The organism is Brevibacterium sp. AGC70, assembly GCF_057334195.1.
Map to the genome: position 1 here is coordinate 45,730 of NZ_JBHFIH010000018.1, position 18,784 is coordinate 64,513.

The following is an 18,784-nucleotide window of genomic DNA, read 5'->3' on the forward strand; positions in this document are numbered from 1 at the left end:
CCAAATCGCCCATGATCATCCGCAGTGTTTCACGAGGTGAGATGCGGTGATCTCATTCGCCGAGGAGGTCCTCAGTCGGTGATCCTGTGTGCCAGGAGCACACTGTCGTCGAGTTCGGCAGGCTGTCCATCGGGCGTTTCGACCGCCCTGGTGCGCAGTTCGGCGAGTTCGATCTCCCAACGGACAGGGCTGCCGCCGATGAGCAGGGCGAAATCGCCGTTCGGGGTCACCGGTTCATGATGATGACCGAGGCCGTGGCCAAGTTCCTCGTCAAGGTTCTCCGCCCACGGCGGCATCTCGGCGTGGGAGATGAGCAGCAGCCGGCCATCGGGTGCGACGTGCTCGGCGACCTTTCCGACGAGCTCCTCACGGGTGTCGGGCAACCGGGTGTGGAGGAAGCAGCCGATGACAAGGTCATAGCCGCCTCGGCGAGGGTGCTCTTCGTTGGAATTCGCACCCGAGGGATCCCAGGTGGAGACGTCAGCGACCTCGAAGGATACGGTGGCCCCCTTCGCTGCGGCTGCTTCCGCGGCCCGATCGACGGCTGTCTGCGACAGGTCGATTCCGGTGGCATCCCAGCCGTGTTCGGCCAGCCAGATGGCGTCGGCGCCCTCACCGCAGCCGACGTCGAGGACGCGGCCGGGGGTGAGGCTGTCGACTGCGGCGACGAGCGACTCGTTGGGATTGCCCGACCAGATCGCTTCGCCGGTTCCGGCATATCGCTCTTCCCAGGCCGCAACGGAGTCGGGGACTCCTGCATTCACGGCCTGTTGGGGTTCGGTCACTGTTGGGGTCCGGATTCAGGGGAGACTTCGGTCGCCTCCGACTCCACTGCGGCGTCCGATCCTTCGGCTGCCTCGACGCCGGCTTCCTGCTTGGCCAGTTCCTCGCGGACCTCGTTCATGTCGAGTTCCTTGACCGCGGTGATGACCTGTTCGAGCTGAGGTGCGGCGAGCGCACCCGGCTGGGCGAAGACGACGATGCCCTCGCGGAAGGCGACGAGGGTCGGGATGGAGGAGATCGCGAAGAGTCCCGCGAGTTCCTGCTGCGCCTCGGTGTCGACCTTTCCGAAGACCACGTCCGAGTACTGTTCGGAGGCCTCTTCGTATACGGGGGCGAACTGCTTGCAGGGGCCGCACCAGTCGGCCCAGAAGTCGAGAAGAAGGATCGAGCTGTCGGTGATGGTTGACTCGAAGTTGTCTTTGGTGATTTCGATCGTAGACATTCGGGCAGTCTAAACGCCGACTATGAATACTGTCTGGACACTTTCGCAGTCTGGACAGCGAGGCGGCCCCAAGGTCCGTTCGCGACGCACACCAGTCACCTCGGTACGACGAACTCGCGTGTCGGCCCGACCTCGCGAAGCTCAGTCCACGAGGTCGACGATCGGCTGATCTTCGGTGATGGCTGAGAAGACAGCATCGGCGGCAGATGATTTCACGACGCGGTTCTGATTGTCCGGTGCCGGCTGCCACGGCATGATCGCAAAGGTGATCGAGTCCTTGGGCACTGAAGACACGGTCGCGGCCAACGAGCCGAGGGAGGAGACCGAATCGAGTCCGTCATCGACACGCAGCGAAGAGGTGACCGCATCAAGGAAACTGTAGAGCCGGTCGGGCCTCGACAATGTGTGGGAGCTCTTCGCTCGGTCGATGATGGAGTCCATGACCATCTGCTGATTGCCCATGCGCGAGATATCGCTGCCATCTCCGACGGCGTGCCTGGTCCGCGCTAGGGCGAGGGCATCCGTGCCGCCCAGGGTCTGCTTCCCTGCGGGCAGGTCGAGGTTCGCCTTGTCGTCGTGCAGAGGTTCGTCGAGATCAACGATGATCCCATCCAGTGCGTCGACGATTGTGGCGAAGCCGTCGAAGTTGACTTCGACGAAGTGGTCGACGCGAACTCCCGTGAGCTCTTCGGCCGCAGAGACCGAGCATGCAGGACCCTGGTTGAGTGCCGAATTGATCATTCCGCGCTGAGCCGGCGAAGCACCGGACCCAGTGTCTTCGCAGGCAGGCATATCCATCATCGTGTCGCGCGGAATCTGGACGGCATCGATACGAGAGGAGTCATCGGAGACATGGGCGAGGATCATCGCGTCACTGCGCGCACCATCGCCTAAGCCGTAGTCGTGTGTGTCCAGCGCCCTGGTATCGGAGCCGAGGATGAGGACGTTCAGTTCATCCGTGATCTTCTCGGGCGCCTCACCGTCCCCCGCGCGCAGTGCTGAGGAGGTGATGTTCCCCTTCAGGTTGTGAACAACGGCGACGATCGTGACCGGGACTCCGATGACGAGGACCGCGAGTATGGCGACGATGGTGCGGCGACGTCGGTACTTCATGGCAAGGCGGCGCTGTCGTCGTGGACCGACTTCGGAATACGGCATAGAACTTCAATTCGCGATTGGCGATGGATTGCATACAATCCTAAACATAATTTCTCCGAACTTTGTGTCACCGATGGGCGATACATTCTGTTAGAGTTGAATTGTTCCCGTACGAAACGGTGCGGAACGTGTGGTGCCGCGAGCGTAGGTAGATTCGCTTGGCGCCGTGCTGTTGCCTGTTGGCGCGTGTCTACCATCCGCGCCTCTCTAACTTTCTTACTTTTCAATCCAGCCGTTCTTCGGCTTCCGTCCAGCACCTTCGAGTGCCCTACCGAGACCACACTTCCCGCTTTCGCCTGAGATGAGGATTCTTCACTTCAGCACGAATCTCGGAACTTCGGTTTCTCCACATTTTTCTGCCGGACCTGCGTTCAATGCGCAGATCATCCGACAGGAAGTCACATCTTCAGGCGATCAGCTGATCGGCAATGTCGTTCAGTTCAGGTCTCTGACAATGTGAACAGCCGGGCCCTCAAAGGGTCCGACCATCCAGACCGCTCCGGCGGTCACCAGTTTAAAATAAGGATACAAAGATTATGGCTACAGGTACCGTGAAATGGTTCAACTCGGAAAAAGGTTTCGGATTCATCCAGCCTGACGATGGTTCAGCAGACGTCTTCACTCACTTCTCCGCGATCGAATCGACCGGCTACCGTGAGCTCGCCGAGGGCCAGAATGTTGAATTCGACTCGGAAATGGGCTCCAAGGGTCTTCAGGCCACAAGCGTTCGTCCCCTCTGAGATTTCCGTAACCTTCCGGTCCCGGCCGGATCGCGATTGATTCGTCAATAGCGAGCACCTGCCGGGAACGCAGTTGCACTGAGTTAAACCAAAAGCGTGTGTTCGCGTTTGGAGTCTGTGTTTTCACTTGCTCCGAATGCGGTCACACGCTTTTCGGCGTCCGCAGGCTTTGAGCGGTGTCGACGCCTGGCGCCTGCCCAGCGGTCCGCTCCCGTATTCACTCACACGTGCACGAGCTGCTTACCCAGATTGGCACCGGTGAACAGTCCGTCCAGGGCTCCCGGGGCAGCCTCCAGTCCCTCGGCAATCGTTTCGGTGACGGCCAATTCGCCACGGCCGAACATTCCAGACAGATGCGCCAAGGCCTCAGGGAATCTGTCGAGGTAGTCGAAGAAGACGAAGCCTTCCATCCTCGCTCGACGCAGACCAAGCTGCATGTAGTTGCGGATTCCGGCAGTCTGCCGATCACGCTCATATCCCGTGGCCACTGCTCCGCAGAGCACGATCCGGCCGTGGTCGGCGAGGTTGTCGATGGCGGTCTCAAGCAGCTCGCCTCCGACATTGTCGAAATAGACGTCGATGCCGTCCGGGGCCAGATCTCTGAGCTGCTCCGTGACGCTGTCCGACCGGTAGTCGATGCACGCGTCCAATCCCGCCGCCTCGCGCACCCAGTCGCATTTCTCCTGCCCGCCGGCGACCCCGATGGTGTGACACCCGAGGGATCGAGCGATTTGGCTCGCAATCGAACCAGTGGCACCAGCCGCTGCAGACACCAACACTGTATCTCCAGGAGAAGGTCGCCCGATTTCCATCATTCCGAAGTAGGCCGTCAGACCGTTGGTGCCGAAGACACTGAGCATGTGGCGGGGCTCCATTCCGTCGGGAACGACATTGACTCCGAAGAGTCCCTGCCCGGAAGCCGTCGCATACGACTGCCACCCCAGCTCGCCGTACACCTTCGCGCCTACAGGAAGCCCCTCGTCATCCGATTCCACGATGGTGCCGACACCTGCTCCCCTCATCACCTCGCCGATCTCAACAGGTGCTCGGTAGTTCGCTCCAGGGTTGAGCCACCCGCGCTGAGTCGGATCAATACTCAGCCACTCGACTCGTACTCGCGCCTCACCCGGCTGCAGAGGACTCAGCTCTTCGGCCTGCAGGTCGAAACATGAGGACACCGTCCGGCCCTGCGGCCTCGCCTCAAGGACCCAGCGACGATTGTGCGTAGGTGGGTTCGCCATCAGTCAGCTTCCAAGACTGGCCGCCGAGCGAATGACGGTGCCAGACGCCCCAGCATTTCGGTCAGCTGCTCCTGCTCTGCGGAATCGAAGACGTCACCCAGAAGGGTGGTGGCCTTCTCCTCGGCGACCTTGACGGCATCTTGGTAGAGCGCGGCGCCGACATCGGTCAGGCAGACGAGCGAGATCCTCGCATCGTGCGGGTCGGAGTCCCGGGACAGATATCCGAGCTTCTCCAGCGGTGCGACCAAGCGGGCGATTCCAGATGGAGTGATTCCCAGGCTCTCCGCCAATTCGACTCGGCGCAGTCGTCGACCCGGCGCAGAGCACAGGCTCTGCAGGACTGTCAGATCGTTGAGGGAGAGGCCTTGGACCTCAAGCTTTCGCCGGATCTCGGTATCGGCCCGGACAAGACGCATGCACAATTCCAGCACGAAGCACCACCTTTCATTGTTAACTCATTGAGTACTCAATGATATGTCATGCACATGCCGTTCCAAAACCTGCTCTGGGGGTAATGAGAATGATGATCGCCGTGCGGGCAATGAACTGAGGTTCGCCGAGCTATTGTCGAACATCTTCATCAGATGCGGGCGCGGCTCTCCGAGAGTAGCGTTGGAAGCCTTGAGGTCCCCACACAGAACAGGTGATGCCACGATGACTCATCCGACCGACCCGCACCCCACCACCGTCGTCTTCGACCTGGGCAACGTCCTCATAGGTTGGGATCAGACCGGGCCTCTTGCCGATCGGATGACCAGGGACGAGTGGAATGATTTTGCCGCCGAGGCGGACTTCGGCATGCTGAATACGCTGGCTGATCGCGGGGTGCCGATCACAGAGGTGATCGCACGGGCGGCTGAATCCGATTCGCGTCACGGTGAGATCGTCGCCGCCTACTATGACCGCTTCGACCTGTCCCTGACGGGACCGATTCAGGGAATGGCCGAGCTCGTCGCCGAGCTCAAGGCCTCAGAAGTCAGACTGCTGGGTCTCTCGAACTGGTCGGCAGAGACCTTCCACCATGCGCCGAAGGTCGCGCCGGCGATCGATGAGCTCGAAGATATCGTGGTCTCGGGACGGGAGAAGCTGATCAAACCCGCCCCTGAGATCTTCCACCTCCTGAGCCGACGCTTCGACCTAGTCCCCGAACAGACGGTCTTCGTCGATGACCTGCCGGCGAACATCGGTGCCGCCGAACAACTCGGCTTCATCGGCCTGCTCTTCACCGATGCCCGGCAGCTGCGAGACGACCTTATAGGCCTTGGGCTCCTCTCCTCCCCTGCTGCCGTTGAAAACTGAGGACGGGTCGTTCCCGTTCACCCTCGAACTCAAGGAGAAGTGATGTCGAGCACCGATTTCCTGGACAACATCGATTCTCAGCTGGATTGGCAGCGTGGCCTCTACAAAGATTTCCACCGCCAGCCCGAACTCGGCCTCCAGGAGCACAAGACTTCTGAGCGAATCGAATCCGAGCTCAAGGACCTGGGTCTTGAGTCAAAACACGTCTCGAAGACGGGCCTCGTCACTGTCATCGAGAACGGTCAGGGCCCGACAGTCCTCGCCCGTGCCGACATCGATGCCCTCCCGGTGAGCGAGGACACCGGCTTGGACTACTCCTCCACAATCGATGGAGTCATGCACGCCTGCGGACACGATATGCACATCACCGCACTTCTGGGCGCAGTCCGTCTGCTGAATGAGAACCTCGACGCCTGGTCAGGCACCTACATCGCGCTGTTCCAGCCCTCCGAAGAGGATGCTGCCGGGGCCAAAGCCATGCTCAACGACGGCCTCACCTCGAAGATCCCCAAACCCGACGTCGCCTACGCTCAGCACGTCATGCCGCTGCCCACGGGAACGGTCAACACAAAGGCCGGCCCAGTGCTCTCAGCTGGAGATTCCGTGAAGATCACCGTGCACGGTCGTGGAGCACACGGATCGATGCCGCACCTGTCGGTGGACCCCGTGGTCCTCGCCGCCACGATCGTTCTGCGTCTGCAGACCATCGTCTCCCGTGAGGTCGAACCCGGTGAGTTCGCCGTCGTCACGGTCGGCGCTTCGAACTCGGGATCCAAATCCAACATCATCCCTGATCGAGCGGAGCTTCTGCTCAACCTGCGCACCTATGACATGGGAGTCCGCGACCGCATCATCGCCTCGATCGAACGCATCGTCAAGGCAGAGTGCCAAGCCGCAGGATCCCAGAAGGAACCGAGCTTCGAGTACTACGACCAGTTCCCGCTGACCGACAACGATGAAGACGCGAACGAGGCGGTCACCAAGGCATTCGAAGACTACTTCGATGACGGGGTCGTCCAACCGGCCAATCCCGCCACAGCCTCGGAGGACTTCAGCGAGATCCCCGATGCCTTCGAGATTCCCTACGCATACTGGATGATCGGATCCAGCGATGCTGACAAGTACAAGAAGGCAGCCGAGGCGGGAACCGTGAACACGGACATCCCGGCCAATCACTCACCGCAGTTCGCCCCCGTCATCGATCCGACTCTTGAAATCGCCACGAAGGCACAGGTCGTCGCGGCGCTGTCACAATTGGGCAGCTAAGGAATTGCCACCCTCATCAGATGGCGGCCTCGGACGGATCTGGTCCGCTTCGACGGGCTCGACCTTGTCGTGGTCGGAACCTCTCAGGACGGCAGGAAGTCTCCGGTTGCGACTTTACGCAACTTCGGGATAGCTATTCGATAACCGACGGCGGCGGCCGCCGACTGCGCGTCACCACTCCAGCGCAGCAGGAGCGCGTCTGGATTGGCCTTCTGTCCGCGAGCGACGACTTCGGGTTCGCCATGAACGGGGAAGTCGCCGGAGACGCGGATGGTGAGTCCGAACTGTTCGGTCCAAAAGTACGATTGAAAGTCCAGCGGTGGGGCTTCATCACCGACGAGCAGAGCAAGGCTAGCGGTTTTCGCCTGTTCAATCGCGGCCGTCCACAGGGGCTGTCGTTCGTGACCGTCTGCGGTCGGCAGCCACGCGATATCACCGGCTGCCACTATGTGCTCATTCACTCGCCCACGAGTGTCCACTTTGAGTCGCCCATCGGTCAACAGGCCGGAGTCGGCAAGCCAATCCCCTTCGGGAGCGTCACCGATCGTAGAGACGATGACATCCCCACCGACCTCCTGTCCGCTTTCGAGGCAAACCGTGATTGGTCCGTCAGCAGAATCGGGGGCGTACACCTCGGCGACTCTTCCATCGATGAGCTCAACACCCTGAGCACGGGCGGCCTCGCTGCACCGGCTGCCCAGATAGGGGCCAAGATGGCTGGCCATAGGAGGTCCTCGGTGCACCAGCGTTACGGCACAGCCGATCTTCCGGGCCGCGGAGGCGATCTCCATTCCGAGCGGGCCCCCGCCCAAAATCACCACACTCGGCTGGTCGTGCAGGCGCGTTCGCAGTCGGAGCGCATCGTCATGGCTGCGAACCGAGAATTCGCGGGGATGATCGGTGAACCGCTTGGCACTGGAGCCGCTGGCAATGACAAGTCCGTCGAAGTCGATGTGCTCACCGTTGTCGAGCGTGATCGAGCTCCGCTTCAGATCCAGTGCCACAGCACGGTTGCCCAGGAACACTCTCGCACCATGGTCGGACGCCGGCAGATACTGCGGCTCGATTGTGCCGACGTCGGCCAGCACGGCCTTGGACCTGTCCAGGCCGCGAATAGGGTTCATGCGGCTCCCCGCCAACGATGGCCAGCCGGCCCTGATACCCGTGAGAGCGGAGTGTATCCGCCGCTGTCATCCCTGCGATGCCGTAGCCGACGATCACGATATTCTCATAATTGCGGTCCACGTGCATTCCCTTCTGCTCGGTCCCTCGGGTATCAGTGCGCGAATCTCATTTGAGCGACAGTGCAGTCACTGGGCAGATGCGAACTGCCTCTTGAGCATGGTGTTCCTCATCGGATCCGACCTCGATCTCTGCGATGTCGATGATCAGTTCGCCTTCGTCATCGAGGTGGACCAGATCAGGGGCTACTTCTTCACAGAGCCCATGGCCTTCACAGCGTGGTTGGTCGAGTTCAATGCGCATTTCTACCTCCGAAGAATTGAGTATCGGCGCCCAGTTTCGGTTCTTGCGAAACGCACCAGCTCCAGTGTCATGGCAAACGGCCATGAGTTCCATTCGGATGCTCTCATGCCGCGTATTCGCGTCAAGAATACACCGAGGTCATGGGTGATTCATCGGTGCCAGATCGGCAGACTCGTTCCGCGGCGATGCCGGCTCAGTCAGTCACGGATCGCACCATACGGGCCGGTGAGCCCACTACGACGGTCCCTCCACGCACATCCTTGGTCACGACCGAGGCCGCCGCGACCACGGCGTTGTCGCCGATGGTCACGCCGGGCAGAACGGTCACATTCGAACCGATCCACACGTTGCGGCCGATGATGATGTGGCCGGGCTGCATGTCGGCGCGACGCTCCGGGTTGATGTCGTGGTTGAGGGTCGCCAGAACTGTGTTGTGGCCGATGAGGCTATCGTCTCCGATTCTGATGCCGCCCTGGTCCTGAAAGCTGCACCCTGAATTGATGAAGACCCGTCGACCTATCGTCGTATTCTTTCCGAAGTCGGTGTGGAACGGCGGGAACATCGTGACGGTCTTGTCCACTGGTTTCCCGATCAGCGACGCCAACAGCTGCCGGACCTCGTCGGGCTCGTGATATGAACCGTTGAGTTCGGCGGTGATGCGCAGCGCCTCTTGGCTGGTGCGGTGCATGACCTCATGAAGGGGCGAATCGCCGGCAATGGTTTCACCGTTGTTGAGTGCTTTGACCAGATCTTTGAGTTCCATGCTGACCATCCTTTCGCGTTTCTCGCTTTCCTGCATTTTCGGCGGGAAGGATGCTCAGGATTTGAGCAGGACCTTGTGGGCCTCACGCGTGCCCATTGCGGCATATGCCTCGGCGGCTCAATCCAGCGACGTCGTCTGGTCGAAGACCTTGCCCACGTGGCCTCCGGGACGTGTGGAGCGGATCGCCTGCATCATCGATTCCTGTGAGCCGACAGCTTCGATGGGGCTCTCGGTGCCGAATCCGTCCGAGTGTTGGGGTGGTGCGCAGAAAGCTGCGGATGCTTCTTTACCTTCTGGTTGGTATAGTGCCGGGTATGGCTAAGGGATCGAAAGACCGTATCGTGGAGGCCGGCCTGGCTCTAGCGGCCTCTGGTGCGCCGGTGACACTGGAATCGGCAGCGCGCGAGGCAGGACTGACCAAGCCCGGGCTCATGTATCACTTCCCCACAAAGCAAGCATTGATGCTCGGGCTCGTCGATCACGTGATCGACCACTGGCAACGCCGACTCCAGCAGGAGATCGGGCAGCCACCCGAAGCCGTGACTACGGCCGAGCGGATCCGTGCATATCTGAACTGCGTGCTGTCAGACGAACTGGACCGGACGGATGTGGTGATGTGCACCGATGTTCGCTACAGCGAGTTGATGACTGCTCGATGGGTGGAGCGAATGCAGCCCTGGCTCGGCATTTCGGAGAACCTGGATGCAGCCGCCCAGGGAAATCTCCTCACCGCACGCCTGGTTGCCGACGGCGTCTGGTACTCCACTGCCTTCTGCACATTCCCCTTGGACACCGCGGCAACCGAGCGCGTACGCGCCACGGCAATGGCACTCCTGGCGGATACGTGACTAGGTGGACGGCGTTGATCGGATCCATCGTCGCAGAGGTCACCGCCACACTTTCCCTGCGGGGCGCGCTCGAGACTTTGTGGCTATATGCAATCGTAGTCATCAGCTACCTCGCCGCTTTCTACCTGCTCTCCCGTGCCCTGCGCGCCGGGATGCCCATCGGCGCAGCGTATGGCATCTGGGGAGCATCAGGGGTCGCATTGACCGCAGTGTTCTCTACCGTGTTCTTCGACGAGCCGCTGACCGGCATGATGACGCTAGGACTGGCACTGATCATCTCCGGGGTCCTGGTCATCGAATTCGGCTCCCAGACCGCAGCCCGCAACCGAGCCTCGGCGGAGAACGGATCATGATTGCCGCTGCAGCCCTGACGGGTGCGGTCATCACAGAGGTCGCCGGCACTCTTTCCCTGCGTGCCGCCGTGCAGGGAAACAGGGCGTGGTATATCGCGGCCGTTGCCGGCTATCTGATCGCGTTCACCTTGCTGACCGTCTGCCTTGCTCAGGGCATGGCACTCGGGGTGGCCTACGGAATTTGGACGGCCGCAGGGGTGGTGGTCACAGCAATTCTGAGCCGGTGGCTATTCCAGGAACCGCTCACCGTAGTGATGGCGGCCGGTATGGCCCTGGTGGTCGGCGGGGTCCTGTTCGTCGAATTGGGCGCCGCCCACTGACTGGCACTTGTACCGATTAGGCAATACACAACCCTGCGAAGAGAACGGAGCATCACTATGCATCTCGTCACCGTATACGCGCATCCAGTACCAGGTGCGTTCACTGCCAGCATCCTCGAATCATTCGAGCAGGCATTTAAAGAAGCCGGTCACACCGTGGACCGGATTGATCTGCACGCCGAAAGATTCGACCCCCGCTTCACCGTCGAAGACCACGAACACTACTACGGCGGACCCGTGCCTCCCGGTATTGGCGAAATGCACCGACGCGTCGAGAAGGCCGACCGGCTGGCATTCGTCTTCCCCATTTACTGGTGGGGCCTGCCAGCGATGATGCGTGGCTGGATCGAACGCGTGTTCACTGGTGGATGGGCATTTGGTGAAGAGGCCATGGACTATGCCACCCAGGACCAGCCAGACCCACTCCTGCCGAGCATACCGACCATGCTGCTGGCAACTGGCGCCACCGCACAGCCGACTTACTCCAAGTATGGGTACGACGAAGCAATGTACACGCAACTCGATGTGGGTACATTCGCCTACTGCGGACTGACGGATGTTGAAAGCCATTTCATCTACGACGTCGAGGGTGATGCAATCACCCGCGAACAGGGTCTTTGTGAAGTTCCGGCATTCGCACGCCAGTTCATGTCCAATGAACGGGAAGTACGCAATGTGAAGGACGATCATCTGGCTCATCGCTTCGGGATTGCTTCCCGGTGAATGAGCCTGAACACTGGAGTGAGTTCGAACTCGACAAGTTCGTAGCGCAGCCGCCTGATCATGCGATCGATCGTGGGGGTGGGTTGACACCGCACGCCATATCGCGTGGCCATGCTCGCAGATACTCACGCCGCCCTGGCAGGGAGGTGGAGGGGGCCTTAGAATTGCATGATGCCGCAAGTTCTCTCCGTGAGTCGTTCGTCCGGACGATCATTGACCGGCCTCATCTATGGTCCGGAAGACGGGACGCCGATCCTGTTCATCGCCGGGGCGGGAACCGGTAAGTCCATGGTGTTCGGTGAAGATCTGCTCGATGCCCGCGGTATTCGACTGATCACGATGGACCGTCCCGGCATGGGCGGTTCGGACCCCGATCGCACACGCACGCCGGCTTCGACAGCAGCCGACTACTGCTTCTTCGTTGCCGCCGCGCTCGGCGTGACTAACCCCAGCGTTCCCATCATTGCAAACTCGCAAGGTGCGCTGTTCGGTCTCGCTGCGGCCGCCCGGGGTTGGGCACAGACTCTTGTCTTAGTCTCACCAGCAGACGAAGCAGCCAACCCGTCAGTGCGCCAGTTGCTCCCCGAGACCGCACGCGCTCTACCCGATCTCGTGCAGAGCGCACCGGACGTCGCTCAGGATCTCCTGAGCTCCTTCACGCCCGATGCCATGCTCACCATGGTCCTCGACGGGTCCGATGCGCAGGATCGCGCCGTCTACATGACACCCGCCTTCGATGCCCTTTACCGGACTGCTCTTGCAGAGGGCTTCGTTGGAGGTGGAAGCGGGTACGTCGCAGACACGATGATGGCGGCTGCGCGCTGGCCCATCGATCTGGCCGCGATCACAATTCCTGTCACCGTACTGTTCGGAGTCCGCGATCAGGTGCACTCGCCCGATCACGGCGCGCTCCTCACATCCCGGTTCCCGCACGCACGACGAAGAGTGATTGATGAAGCTGGCGGCGCGCTCCTCTGGACCCATGCCGAGCTAGTGTTCGATGCAGCGCTCAGGCAATCTGACGCCCTTGAGCAGCACGCCTCAGACAGGAGTATCCCTGACAAAGCGCCCAATTGACCTCGGGGTCAAGATCTCGGGCTACCGTGGTGGGCATGACATACGTGATTGCTCAGCCCTGTGTTGACGTCAAGGATCGATCCTGTGTGGACGAATGCCCTGTGGACTGCATCTATGAAGGGGATCGGATGCTCTATATCCACCCCGACGAATGCATTGACTGCGGAGCCTGCGAACCAGTCTGTCCGGTGGAGGCGATCTTCTACGAGGACGACACTCCTGAGGAATGGTCCACCTACTACCAGGCGAATGTCGAGTTCTTCGATGACATCGGTTCGCCGGGCGGGGCCGCCGTCCACGGGGTGATTCCCAAGGACCATCCGATCATTGCCTCGTTGCCGCCGCAGAATCAGTAAGCGGTCGACAGGATCTGCCAAGGTCCCGAGTCCTCAGGTCCTCTGTTCGAACTCATCCTTCATCGCAGTCAGCGTTCTGCGGATGTTCAACCGCTGAAATTCGGCAAAGGTGGTGCCTCCGGTGACAACGCGATCGAATGCCACTGCCACCCAGTTCGGCCATGTGATGCGGTCATCGTTCCAGGTTTCGGTGACACGTGTCTTTCCCCCAACCTCTTCAAAGGCGTAGGACCAGGTGGCGTTGTTGCCTGTGAGAGTCGGCGAGCGCGGTCCGATCTTGCGTACGGTGAACGCAAATCGGGAACCTGGATCCGAATCGATGACGACGCATTCGGTCACCCAGGTGGCTCGACCACGACGGTTGGTGCCGTCGAAGACTTCACCCACGCGCAGCGGTCGTGGTCCTTCCGATGTGCTGGCTCCCGTGTTCTCTGGACTCCACCGAGGCATCTGCGTCGGATCTGCGACCTGCTCCCAAATGGCGTCGGCGCCGCAGTTGATCACGATGCTGTCGCTGACCTGCATGGTGCGTTTCATCGAGTTCCCTTCATCCGTCATGCTCAGCCTAGGCCGTCGATCGCCTGGCCTGCACCACGCTGTTACCCAGGCGGCCATCACGACCCGTGGGTTCTTCGGACGAAGCGTAGTGTGAAGAGCATGACTCCGAACGAGACACGGCGCTTGAGATTCCGTGAGATGTCAACGGACGATCTCGACGACATGGCGGACCTCCTCGGCGATCCCCGAGTCATGGAGTACTACCCGCACCCCAAGAATCGCACTGAAGCCGCTGGGTGGATCGATTGGAACGTGCGCAACTATGCCGAATACCGTCACGGGCTCTGGGTCATAGAGACCCATGCCGGCGAATTCATCGGAGACTGCGGCCTGACCTGGCAGAAGGTCGATGGGACACCCGCCCTGGAACTCGGATACCACGTGAAAGGTTCAGCCCAGAAGTTCGGCTATGCCACCGAGGCGGCCGTTGCCTGTCGCGACTACGCCGGTTCGCGTGCGCTGGCGTCGCGTTTGGTCTCGATCATCCACCAGGACAACAGATCCTCCCAGCGGGTGGCTGAGAAGGTCGGCATGAGACTCGATCGATCACTGCGCCATGCATCGCCGGTCCACCTCGTCTTCGCCATAGATCTGTGAGGATTCGGGTTCCACAGCATCCGGGTGGAATTAACCCGAGATATCACGCTGATCGGACGTGCACCCCGAGGTCGGAGCGTCCCCCGGCAATATCTGAACGGAGGAGTCGTTTCTCGTCATAGTCCTCGAGCATCCGCCGGTAAGGGATTGCTGAGGCATCCTCGATTTCACTGAGGCGCTGTCTGACCTGGCTGCGGGCGTCGTCGATTCCTTTCCACAAGGGGCTGTCGATGCCCAACAGTGTGACGGACTTGAGCGGAGCGATTCCCGTGTACCAGAAGACGCCGTGGGTGACTGGGAACAGAAGATCGTCGATGCACCCATTGATGCCCCTGCCTTCAAAGCTCGATGAGCGTTCCCCAGCGGTGGTGATGATCAGACCGCGTTTGCCGCTGAACGCGCCGTCGCCGAACTTTCGCGGATTGTCGGAGTCATCTCTGAGACCATAGGCGAAGCCATCGGTGAAGACGCGGTCGACCCAGCCTTTCAGGATCGCAGGCATCCCTCCCCACCACAGTGGAAAAGTGAAGACGACCAGGTCGGCATCCGCCAGGAGCCGCTGATGTTCTCTCACCACTGGCGACAGAGTGTCTCGCGCAGCGGCGTCGGCCGCATGAGTCCCGACGGGAGCCGTGAATTCAGCCAGACCGTAGTCGGCGGCCGTCACTACAGGGTTCCAATCGATGGCCATCAGGTCCACAGTTGTGACCTGGTGACCGTGGTCGTGCAAAGTCGCTTGGGCAACTGCTGCGAGATCCGCAGTGAGGGCGGTTGCTGACGGAGCTGCTGAGATCTGAAGTACATGCATGAGTTCGATGCTAGGCTCATCGTGCACTCTGCGGTAGTACGGTCATTTTTGTCACTAAGGGTCATCGACGTCAGGAGCCAGCGATGAGGAACAAGGTTCGAAGTGCCTTCGAGGTGTGTCCCATCGAAGTCGGAGTTGCAGTCGCCGGAGGTGACTGGAAGCTGACGATTGTCTCTAAACTCGTCGCCGGCCCCCTGCGGTTCGGACGTCTGCAGAGGGAGGCGGGTCCTGTCTCTGCAAAGACACTGACTCGACAGCTGCGCGCCCTCGAAGACGATGGCATCCTCATACGGACTGTGTATCCAGAGGTGCCGCCGCATGTCACCTACGAACTCACCGAGTCCGGCGCCGCACTAGCCGAGATAGCCGAGGAACTCGGCGACTGGAGCGAGCGATACATTCGTCCTGTCTATGACCGCGAGGACGCCAGTTGAGTGTCACGTTCTCCCAGAAGAGCCTTTTCATGAGCAACTGTCTGGTCCCGCAGGGCCTGGACCACGGCGGCAACGGCGGGGCGGCGCATCGAGTCGGGCCGTAGGACCATCCAATAGGGAAGCCGTTCCGACAGGGTCTCCGGTAGGAGTCGGACCAGGTCGGCATGCAGGTCACCCATGAAACAGGGCAGGAAACCGATGCCCGCACTGGCGCGCGTGGCTTCCACATGGACGAACACATTGGTCGAGGACACTCCGTCCTTCATCGTGGGGACCAGTCGACGCGGGGCATCGAGGTCGTCGACTTGGAGCATGGAGTCCACGAAGTAGACCAGTCGATGGTCAACCAGTTCCTCGACCGTTGCCGGTGTGCCCTGTTCAGCCAGATAGTTCTTTGAGGCATACATGCCCAATTCGTAGTCACCGAGTTTGAACGCTTGAGCACGATGCACCTGCGGCTCCCCCACGACGACTTCGATATCCAAGCCAGATCGCTGCTGCAGAGCTTGGCGGGTCACGGTCACGATCTCCACGCTGAGTCCGGGATGTCGACTCCGCAGTTTTGCCACGGCCGGGGCCGCCACATAGGCGCTGAAGCCGTCCGTGGCAGTCATTCGGACCACTCCGGTGATCGGGTCGGGGGCACGGCCAGGTTCGCCGAGGCTGCGCACCGCATCCTCCACCTGTTCCGCGACCCGCACTGCCTCTTCACCCAATTCGGTGAGTTCCCAACCGCCGGATGCTCGAGACAGAACACGTCCGCCCAAGGCCTTCTCCAGAGCCGCGATGCGACGCGAGATGGTCGTGTGGTTCAGCCCCAACGTCGCCGCCGCAGTCGTGAACTTCGCTGATCGGGAAACCGTGAGCAGCACAAGCAGATCGTTCGGCTTCATGTCCATATCTGCAATATTAGGCAGAGAGGACTCCGAAATGGGTCGAAGAGCCGCAACGTCTGTGCATGAATGCTCACCATCCGCGCAGAACGATCGGACTCAACTGTTCAGAATCGGTACTGTTCAGAATCGGTCAAAGGGACCCGCGTACTGGAATGTTCCGCCCTGACCGTCATAGTCCGAGAGTGTGCGGATTTGGAAGTAGTCGCCCCACTCGGACTCCGGTGAGGAGACTGCAGTCGCCGAGGCTGGGACGAAACCGAATCGCGCGTAATAGGCAGGTTCTCCGAGCAGACCGACGACTGTCTCACCTCGTGCATCTGCAGCACCGAGCACCGCATGCATCAGCGCGGAACCGACACCCCTTCCCTGCTGCCCCGGTTGGACACTGACCGGTCCGATGCCAAGAGCTGGGGAGGAGTCGATGTGAGCACGCGTGGCCACAACGTGCCCGATGATCGCGTCTTCTTCGACGGCGACGAGAGAGAACTCAGGGATCCACGCGGCGTCGTCTCGAAGCCATGAGATCAGCGTCGCTTCCCCAGGATCTCCTCCCGGCTCCACCGGCGGAGCACTGTGCTCTGCACCGCGAAATGCGGCCGCAGTGAGGACGCGGATCGCTTCGATATCGCCTGAACGTTCTCGTCTGATCAGCATGTAAGTCAGACTACCGTGCACCGATACGCACTCGGGCACTCAACGCCTTGTCTCGTATCGCGTCAGGAGAACACCGTTGGGAAACGACTGTGTCCCCACCAGATTCACATTCACCCAGCTTTCCAGGTGTGTGAAGAACGGCGTACCGCCGCCCACCAGCACGGGGTAGGTGAGAAGAATGTATTCATCGATCAGTCCGGCCCGCATGGCCGCGGAAGCGAGTGTGGCGCCGACGATGTCCATGGGACCACCATCGTCTGACTTGAGTCGAGTGATCTCAGCAGCGGCATCACCGGAGAACAGCCGTGCGTTCCAGTCGACCGCGGTGATCGTCGAGGAGAACACCACCTTCGGCATGTCCAGCCACCTGCGCGCATACTCATATTCTGCTGGTGTGACCCCCGGCTCCTGGGCTGCCGTCGGCCAGTGGGAACTCATTGCCTCCCACAGTCGCCGACCGTACAGCGCCAGCTCAGTCGCACCCACCCGATCGGACCACCACTGGAACACCTCGTCATTCGGCGTGGTCCAGCCAAGATCATCTCCGGGAGCGGCGACGTAGCCGTCCAGGCTCACATTCATCGCAAAGGTCAGTTTCCGCATGACATCTGCCCCTCTCACGTCGGCAGCCGCTGGTGCAGAAGAGTCTACTGCGGCATGTTGACGAAGCGGGACTTCGCGCCCTGGAATGCCACGGAGATGTCGGCTGTCGGACCCGCACGGTGTTTGGCGACGATGATGTCGGCCTCGCCGGCACGTTCATGTTCCTTGTCGTACATGTCGTCACGGTGGATGAGCAGCACCATATCTGCGTCCTGCTCGATCGAACCGGACTCACGCAGGTCCGAGATCATCGGTCGCTTGTCAGTCCTCTGCTCGCTGCCACGGTTGAGCTGCGATAGGGCAATGACCGGGATCTCAAGCTCTTTGGCCAAGAGCTTGAGCGAACGTGAGAACTCGGAGACCTCCTGCTGACGGGATTCGACCTTCTTGCCGGAGCTCATCAGCTGCAGGTAGTCGACGCAGACCATCTTGAGATCGTGCTGCTGTTTCAGACGACGGCACTTGGCACGGATCTCGGTGAGCGCCATGTTCGGGGAATCGTCGACGAACAGCGGGGCGTCGTTGATGCGCGACTCCGTCGCGGCCAGGGTCGTCCAGTCGTGAGGGGACAGTTCACCTCGGCGAAGGTTCTGGAGCGGAATCTCCGATTCCGCGGACAGCAGACGCATGACGAGTTCGTTCTTGCCCATCTCCAAGGAGAAGAAGACGGCGGCCTGGCCGTGGTGGATCGCCGCCGAGCGCATGAAGTCCAATGCCAGGGTGGACTTGCCGACACCGGGACGAGCCGCGATGACGATCATCGTGCCAGGGTGGAAACCGTTGGTCAGCGCATCGAATTCGGTGAATCCGGTCGGCACGCCCGCGGTCTGGCCATCGGTGTCGCCATTGCGTTCGATCTCCTGAGCGACATCGCTGAGGATGTCGGAGAGGATCACGTAGTCCTCTGTGGTGTGACGCTCGGTGACCTGGTAGATCTCCGCCTGGGCCGAGTTCACGACCTCATCGGTGTCGCCTTCCGCGTCATAGCCCATCTGTACGATGCGAGTGCCGGCCTCGACAAGGCGCCGCAGGACGGCCTGCTCGCGCACGATCGCAGCATAGTAGCCGGCGTTGGCGGCGGTCGGAACGGAGGAGATGAGCGTGTGCAGGTACGCTGCGCCACCGACTCGGGACAGGTCACCGGTCTTCGTGAGGTAGTTGGCCACCGTCACCGAATCCGCCGGCTCACCGCGTGAATACAGGTCGAGGACGGCCTCGTAGATAGTCTCGTGAGCAGGCTTGTAGAAGTCATCGCCGGTCATGGATTCGACGCAGTCGGCGATCGCATCCTTGGACAGAAGCATCGCACCGAGGACGCTCTGCTCGGCCTCGACGTCCTGCGGCGGGGTCCTCATCCCGTCAAACCCCTGATTGTTGCTC

At 60.9% G+C, this 18,784-nt stretch carries 25 protein-coding genes; 11 read left to right on the plus strand and 14 right to left on the minus strand.

Going from position 1 to position 18,784, the window contains the following annotated elements; genetic code table 11:
• Nucleotides 1-71: 71 nt before the first annotated feature.
• The 3 genes from ACE03M_RS15510 to ACE03M_RS15520 all read right to left on the minus strand — a co-directional run bounded on the left by ACE03M_RS15510 (nucleotide 72) and on the right by ACE03M_RS15520 (nucleotide 2,383).
• Nucleotides 72-785, minus strand: a complete 714-nt coding sequence (locus tag ACE03M_RS15510) for a class I SAM-dependent methyltransferase (RefSeq protein ID WP_485934927.1) — start codon at nucleotides 783-785, stop codon at nucleotides 72-74.
• Nucleotides 782-1,225, minus strand: coding sequence for a thioredoxin family protein (locus ACE03M_RS15515; RefSeq protein WP_135447348.1), 444 nt, complete (start codon nucleotides 1,223-1,225; stop codon nucleotides 782-784). Before ACE03M_RS15515 ends, ACE03M_RS15510 begins: the two co-directional genes overlap by 4 nt.
• 141 nt (nucleotides 1,226-1,366) lie before the next feature.
• A complete protein-coding gene (locus tag ACE03M_RS15520) occupies nucleotides 1,367-2,383 on the minus strand; it encodes an LCP family protein (RefSeq protein ID WP_485934929.1) in 1,017 nt (338 codons plus the stop codon).
• A gap of 536 nt (nucleotides 2,384-2,919) precedes the next feature.
• Here ACE03M_RS15520 and ACE03M_RS15525 point away from each other — a divergent pair.
• The gene (locus ACE03M_RS15525; RefSeq protein WP_009882802.1) at nucleotides 2,920-3,123 is read left to right on the plus strand and encodes a cold-shock protein; all 204 of its coding nucleotides are present in this window, start codon (nucleotides 2,920-2,922) and stop codon (nucleotides 3,121-3,123) included.
• Nucleotides 3,124-3,344: 221 nt separating this feature from the next.
• On the opposite strand, the gene ACE03M_RS15530 is transcribed toward ACE03M_RS15525, so the two are convergent.
• Together ACE03M_RS15530 and ACE03M_RS15535 are read right to left on the minus strand one after the other, a co-directional pair.
• On the minus strand, nucleotides 3,345-4,364 hold the full coding sequence (locus ACE03M_RS15530; RefSeq protein ID WP_485934931.1) for an NADP-dependent oxidoreductase: 1,020 nt from the start codon (nucleotides 4,362-4,364) through the stop codon (nucleotides 3,345-3,347).
• On the minus strand, nucleotides 4,364-4,795 hold the full coding sequence (locus tag ACE03M_RS15535) for a MarR family winged helix-turn-helix transcriptional regulator (protein WP_485934932.1): 432 nt from the start codon (nucleotides 4,793-4,795) through the stop codon (nucleotides 4,364-4,366). The genes ACE03M_RS15530 and ACE03M_RS15535 overlap by 1 nt, the downstream gene beginning before the upstream one ends.
• 223 nt (nucleotides 4,796-5,018) lie before the next feature.
• Here ACE03M_RS15535 and ACE03M_RS15540 point away from each other — a divergent pair, with 223 nt between their 5' ends.
• Together ACE03M_RS15540 and ACE03M_RS15545 are read left to right on the plus strand one after the other, a co-directional pair.
• Complete coding sequence (locus ACE03M_RS15540) at nucleotides 5,019-5,663, plus strand: HAD family hydrolase (protein WP_485934933.1); 645 nt, start codon at nucleotides 5,019-5,021, stop codon at nucleotides 5,661-5,663.
• A 42-nt stretch (nucleotides 5,664-5,705) separates the two neighbouring features.
• A complete protein-coding gene (locus ACE03M_RS15545; protein ID WP_143922699.1) occupies nucleotides 5,706-6,929 on the plus strand; it encodes an amidohydrolase in 1,224 nt (407 codons plus the stop codon).
• 83 nt (nucleotides 6,930-7,012) lie between these two features.
• Here the strand turns inward: ACE03M_RS15545 and ACE03M_RS15550 are convergent, their stop codons facing one another.
• The 3 genes from ACE03M_RS15550 to ACE03M_RS15560 form a co-directional block, all read right to left on the minus strand.
• A complete protein-coding gene (locus ACE03M_RS15550; protein ID WP_485934935.1) occupies nucleotides 7,013-8,053 on the minus strand; it encodes an NAD(P)/FAD-dependent oxidoreductase in 1,041 nt (346 codons plus the stop codon).
• A 166-nt stretch (nucleotides 8,054-8,219) separates the two neighbouring features.
• On the minus strand, nucleotides 8,220-8,414 hold the full coding sequence (locus ACE03M_RS15555; protein WP_143922701.1) for a ferredoxin: 195 nt from the start codon (nucleotides 8,412-8,414) through the stop codon (nucleotides 8,220-8,222).
• Between the two features lie 193 nt (nucleotides 8,415-8,607).
• Complete coding sequence (locus ACE03M_RS15560) at nucleotides 8,608-9,177, minus strand: DapH/DapD/GlmU-related protein (RefSeq protein ID WP_485934936.1); 570 nt, start codon at nucleotides 9,175-9,177, stop codon at nucleotides 8,608-8,610.
• Between the two features lie 278 nt (nucleotides 9,178-9,455).
• Here ACE03M_RS15560 and ACE03M_RS15565 point away from each other — a divergent pair, with 278 nt between their 5' ends.
• From ACE03M_RS15565 to fdxA, 6 genes are all read left to right on the plus strand, one after another.
• Nucleotides 9,456-10,025, plus strand: coding sequence for a TetR/AcrR family transcriptional regulator (locus ACE03M_RS15565; RefSeq protein WP_485934937.1), 570 nt, complete (start codon nucleotides 9,456-9,458; stop codon nucleotides 10,023-10,025).
• Between the two features lie 14 nt (nucleotides 10,026-10,039).
• Entirely contained in the window at nucleotides 10,040-10,378 is a 339-nt protein-coding gene (locus tag ACE03M_RS15570; protein WP_485934938.1) for a DMT family transporter, read from the plus strand.
• Entirely contained in the window at nucleotides 10,375-10,698 is a 324-nt protein-coding gene (locus tag ACE03M_RS15575; RefSeq protein ID WP_222103609.1) for a DMT family transporter, read from the plus strand. The genes ACE03M_RS15570 and ACE03M_RS15575 overlap by 4 nt, the downstream gene beginning before the upstream one ends.
• Nucleotides 10,699-10,755: 57 nt before the next feature.
• Nucleotides 10,756-11,421, plus strand: a complete 666-nt coding sequence (locus ACE03M_RS15580) for an NAD(P)H-dependent oxidoreductase (RefSeq protein ID WP_485934939.1) — start codon at nucleotides 10,756-10,758, stop codon at nucleotides 11,419-11,421.
• A 171-nt stretch (nucleotides 11,422-11,592) separates the two neighbouring features.
• A complete protein-coding gene (locus ACE03M_RS15585; protein ID WP_485934941.1) occupies nucleotides 11,593-12,498 on the plus strand; it encodes an alpha/beta fold hydrolase in 906 nt (301 codons plus the stop codon).
• A 35-nt stretch (nucleotides 12,499-12,533) separates the two neighbouring features.
• Nucleotides 12,534-12,854: a ferredoxin gene (fdxA, locus tag ACE03M_RS15590; RefSeq protein ID WP_143922707.1), complete on the plus strand. Its 321-nt coding sequence runs from the start codon at nucleotides 12,534-12,536 to the stop codon at nucleotides 12,852-12,854.
• Between the two features lie 33 nt (nucleotides 12,855-12,887).
• Here fdxA and ACE03M_RS15595 read toward each other — a convergent pair whose 3' ends face one another.
• Entirely contained in the window at nucleotides 12,888-13,391 is a 504-nt protein-coding gene (locus tag ACE03M_RS15595) for an SRPBCC family protein (protein WP_485934943.1), read from the minus strand.
• A gap of 120 nt (nucleotides 13,392-13,511) precedes the next feature.
• Between ACE03M_RS15595 and ACE03M_RS15600 the strand changes: the two genes are divergently transcribed.
• Complete coding sequence (locus tag ACE03M_RS15600; RefSeq protein WP_485934945.1) at nucleotides 13,512-14,009, plus strand: GNAT family N-acetyltransferase; 498 nt, start codon at nucleotides 13,512-13,514, stop codon at nucleotides 14,007-14,009.
• A gap of 43 nt (nucleotides 14,010-14,052) precedes the next feature.
• Here the strand turns inward: ACE03M_RS15600 and ACE03M_RS15605 are convergent, their stop codons facing one another.
• Nucleotides 14,053-14,817, minus strand: a complete 765-nt coding sequence (locus ACE03M_RS15605) for an NAD(P)H-dependent oxidoreductase (RefSeq protein WP_485934946.1) — start codon at nucleotides 14,815-14,817, stop codon at nucleotides 14,053-14,055.
• An 83-nt stretch (nucleotides 14,818-14,900) separates the two neighbouring features.
• Between ACE03M_RS15605 and ACE03M_RS15610 the strand changes: the two genes are divergently transcribed.
• Nucleotides 14,901-15,251, plus strand: a complete 351-nt coding sequence (locus tag ACE03M_RS15610) for a winged helix-turn-helix transcriptional regulator (protein WP_485934947.1) — start codon at nucleotides 14,901-14,903, stop codon at nucleotides 15,249-15,251.
• Here ACE03M_RS15610 and ACE03M_RS15615 read toward each other — a convergent pair.
• From ACE03M_RS15615 to dnaB, 4 genes are all read right to left on the minus strand, one after another.
• Nucleotides 15,227-16,150, minus strand: a complete 924-nt coding sequence (locus ACE03M_RS15615; RefSeq protein ID WP_485934948.1) for a LysR family transcriptional regulator — start codon at nucleotides 16,148-16,150, stop codon at nucleotides 15,227-15,229. The two genes, ACE03M_RS15610 and ACE03M_RS15615, sit on opposite strands and share 25 nt — an antisense overlap.
• Before the next feature lie 117 nt (nucleotides 16,151-16,267).
• Nucleotides 16,268-16,801 carry a GNAT family N-acetyltransferase gene (locus tag ACE03M_RS15620; RefSeq protein WP_485934950.1) on the minus strand — a complete coding sequence of 178 codons (534 nt, stop codon included), beginning with the start codon at nucleotides 16,799-16,801 and terminating at the stop codon, nucleotides 16,268-16,270.
• A gap of 39 nt (nucleotides 16,802-16,840) precedes the next feature.
• Nucleotides 16,841-17,404, minus strand: coding sequence for a dihydrofolate reductase family protein (locus ACE03M_RS15625; RefSeq protein WP_485934952.1), 564 nt, complete (start codon nucleotides 17,402-17,404; stop codon nucleotides 16,841-16,843).
• A gap of 44 nt (nucleotides 17,405-17,448) precedes the next feature.
• A complete protein-coding gene (gene dnaB, locus ACE03M_RS15630) occupies nucleotides 17,449-18,759 on the minus strand; it encodes a replicative DNA helicase (protein WP_050773361.1) in 1,311 nt (436 codons plus the stop codon).
• Nucleotides 18,760-18,784 lie beyond the last annotated feature (25 nt).

Bases quoted from the DNA above. Each gene is read 5' to 3' on its own strand.
- ACE03M_RS15515 (WP_135447348.1), bottom strand. From the start codon at position 1,225: ATGTCTACGATCGAAATCACCAAAGACAACTTCGAGTCAACCATCACC.
- ACE03M_RS15610 (WP_485934947.1), top strand. From the start codon at position 14,901: ATGAGGAACAAGGTTCGAAGTGCCTTCGAGGTGTGTCCCATCGAAGTC.
- ACE03M_RS15620 (WP_485934950.1), bottom strand. From the start codon at position 16,801: ATGCTGATCAGACGAGAACGTTCAGGCGATATCGAAGCGATCCGCGTC.
- ACE03M_RS15565 (WP_485934937.1), top strand. From the start codon at position 9,456: ATGCTTCTTTACCTTCTGGTTGGTATAGTGCCGGGTATGGCTAAGGGA.
- ACE03M_RS15520 (WP_485934929.1), bottom strand. From the start codon at position 2,383: ATGCCGTATTCCGAAGTCGGTCCACGACGACAGCGCCGCCTTGCCATG.
- ACE03M_RS15605 (WP_485934946.1), bottom strand. From the start codon at position 14,817: ATGCATGTACTTCAGATCTCAGCAGCTCCGTCAGCAACCGCCCTCACT.
- ACE03M_RS15585 (WP_485934941.1), top strand. From the start codon at position 11,593: ATGCCGCAAGTTCTCTCCGTGAGTCGTTCGTCCGGACGATCATTGACC.
- ACE03M_RS15595 (WP_485934943.1), bottom strand. From the start codon at position 13,391: ATGAAACGCACCATGCAGGTCAGCGACAGCATCGTGATCAACTGCGGC.
- dnaB (WP_050773361.1), bottom strand. From the start codon at position 18,759: ATGAGGACCCCGCCGCAGGACGTCGAGGCCGAGCAGAGCGTCCTCGGT.
- ACE03M_RS15540 (WP_485934933.1), top strand. From the start codon at position 5,019: ATGACTCATCCGACCGACCCGCACCCCACCACCGTCGTCTTCGACCTG.
- ACE03M_RS15530 (WP_485934931.1), bottom strand. From the start codon at position 4,364: ATGGCGAACCCACCTACGCACAATCGTCGCTGGGTCCTTGAGGCGAGG.
- fdxA (WP_143922707.1), top strand. From the start codon at position 12,534: ATGACATACGTGATTGCTCAGCCCTGTGTTGACGTCAAGGATCGATCC.
- ACE03M_RS15600 (WP_485934945.1), top strand. From the start codon at position 13,512: ATGACTCCGAACGAGACACGGCGCTTGAGATTCCGTGAGATGTCAACG.
- ACE03M_RS15555 (WP_143922701.1), bottom strand. From the start codon at position 8,414: ATGCGCATTGAACTCGACCAACCACGCTGTGAAGGCCATGGGCTCTGT.
- ACE03M_RS15615 (WP_485934948.1), bottom strand. From the start codon at position 16,150: ATGGACATGAAGCCGAACGATCTGCTTGTGCTGCTCACGGTTTCCCGA.
- ACE03M_RS15575 (WP_222103609.1), top strand. From the start codon at position 10,375: ATGATTGCCGCTGCAGCCCTGACGGGTGCGGTCATCACAGAGGTCGCC.
- ACE03M_RS15525 (WP_009882802.1), top strand. From the start codon at position 2,920: ATGGCTACAGGTACCGTGAAATGGTTCAACTCGGAAAAAGGTTTCGGA.
- ACE03M_RS15580 (WP_485934939.1), top strand. From the start codon at position 10,756: ATGCATCTCGTCACCGTATACGCGCATCCAGTACCAGGTGCGTTCACT.
- ACE03M_RS15560 (WP_485934936.1), bottom strand. From the start codon at position 9,177: ATGGAACTCAAAGATCTGGTCAAAGCACTCAACAACGGTGAAACCATT.
- ACE03M_RS15545 (WP_143922699.1), top strand. From the start codon at position 5,706: ATGTCGAGCACCGATTTCCTGGACAACATCGATTCTCAGCTGGATTGG.
- ACE03M_RS15625 (WP_485934952.1), bottom strand. From the start codon at position 17,404: ATGCGGAAACTGACCTTTGCGATGAATGTGAGCCTGGACGGCTACGTC.
- ACE03M_RS15550 (WP_485934935.1), bottom strand. From the start codon at position 8,053: ATGAACCCTATTCGCGGCCTGGACAGGTCCAAGGCCGTGCTGGCCGAC.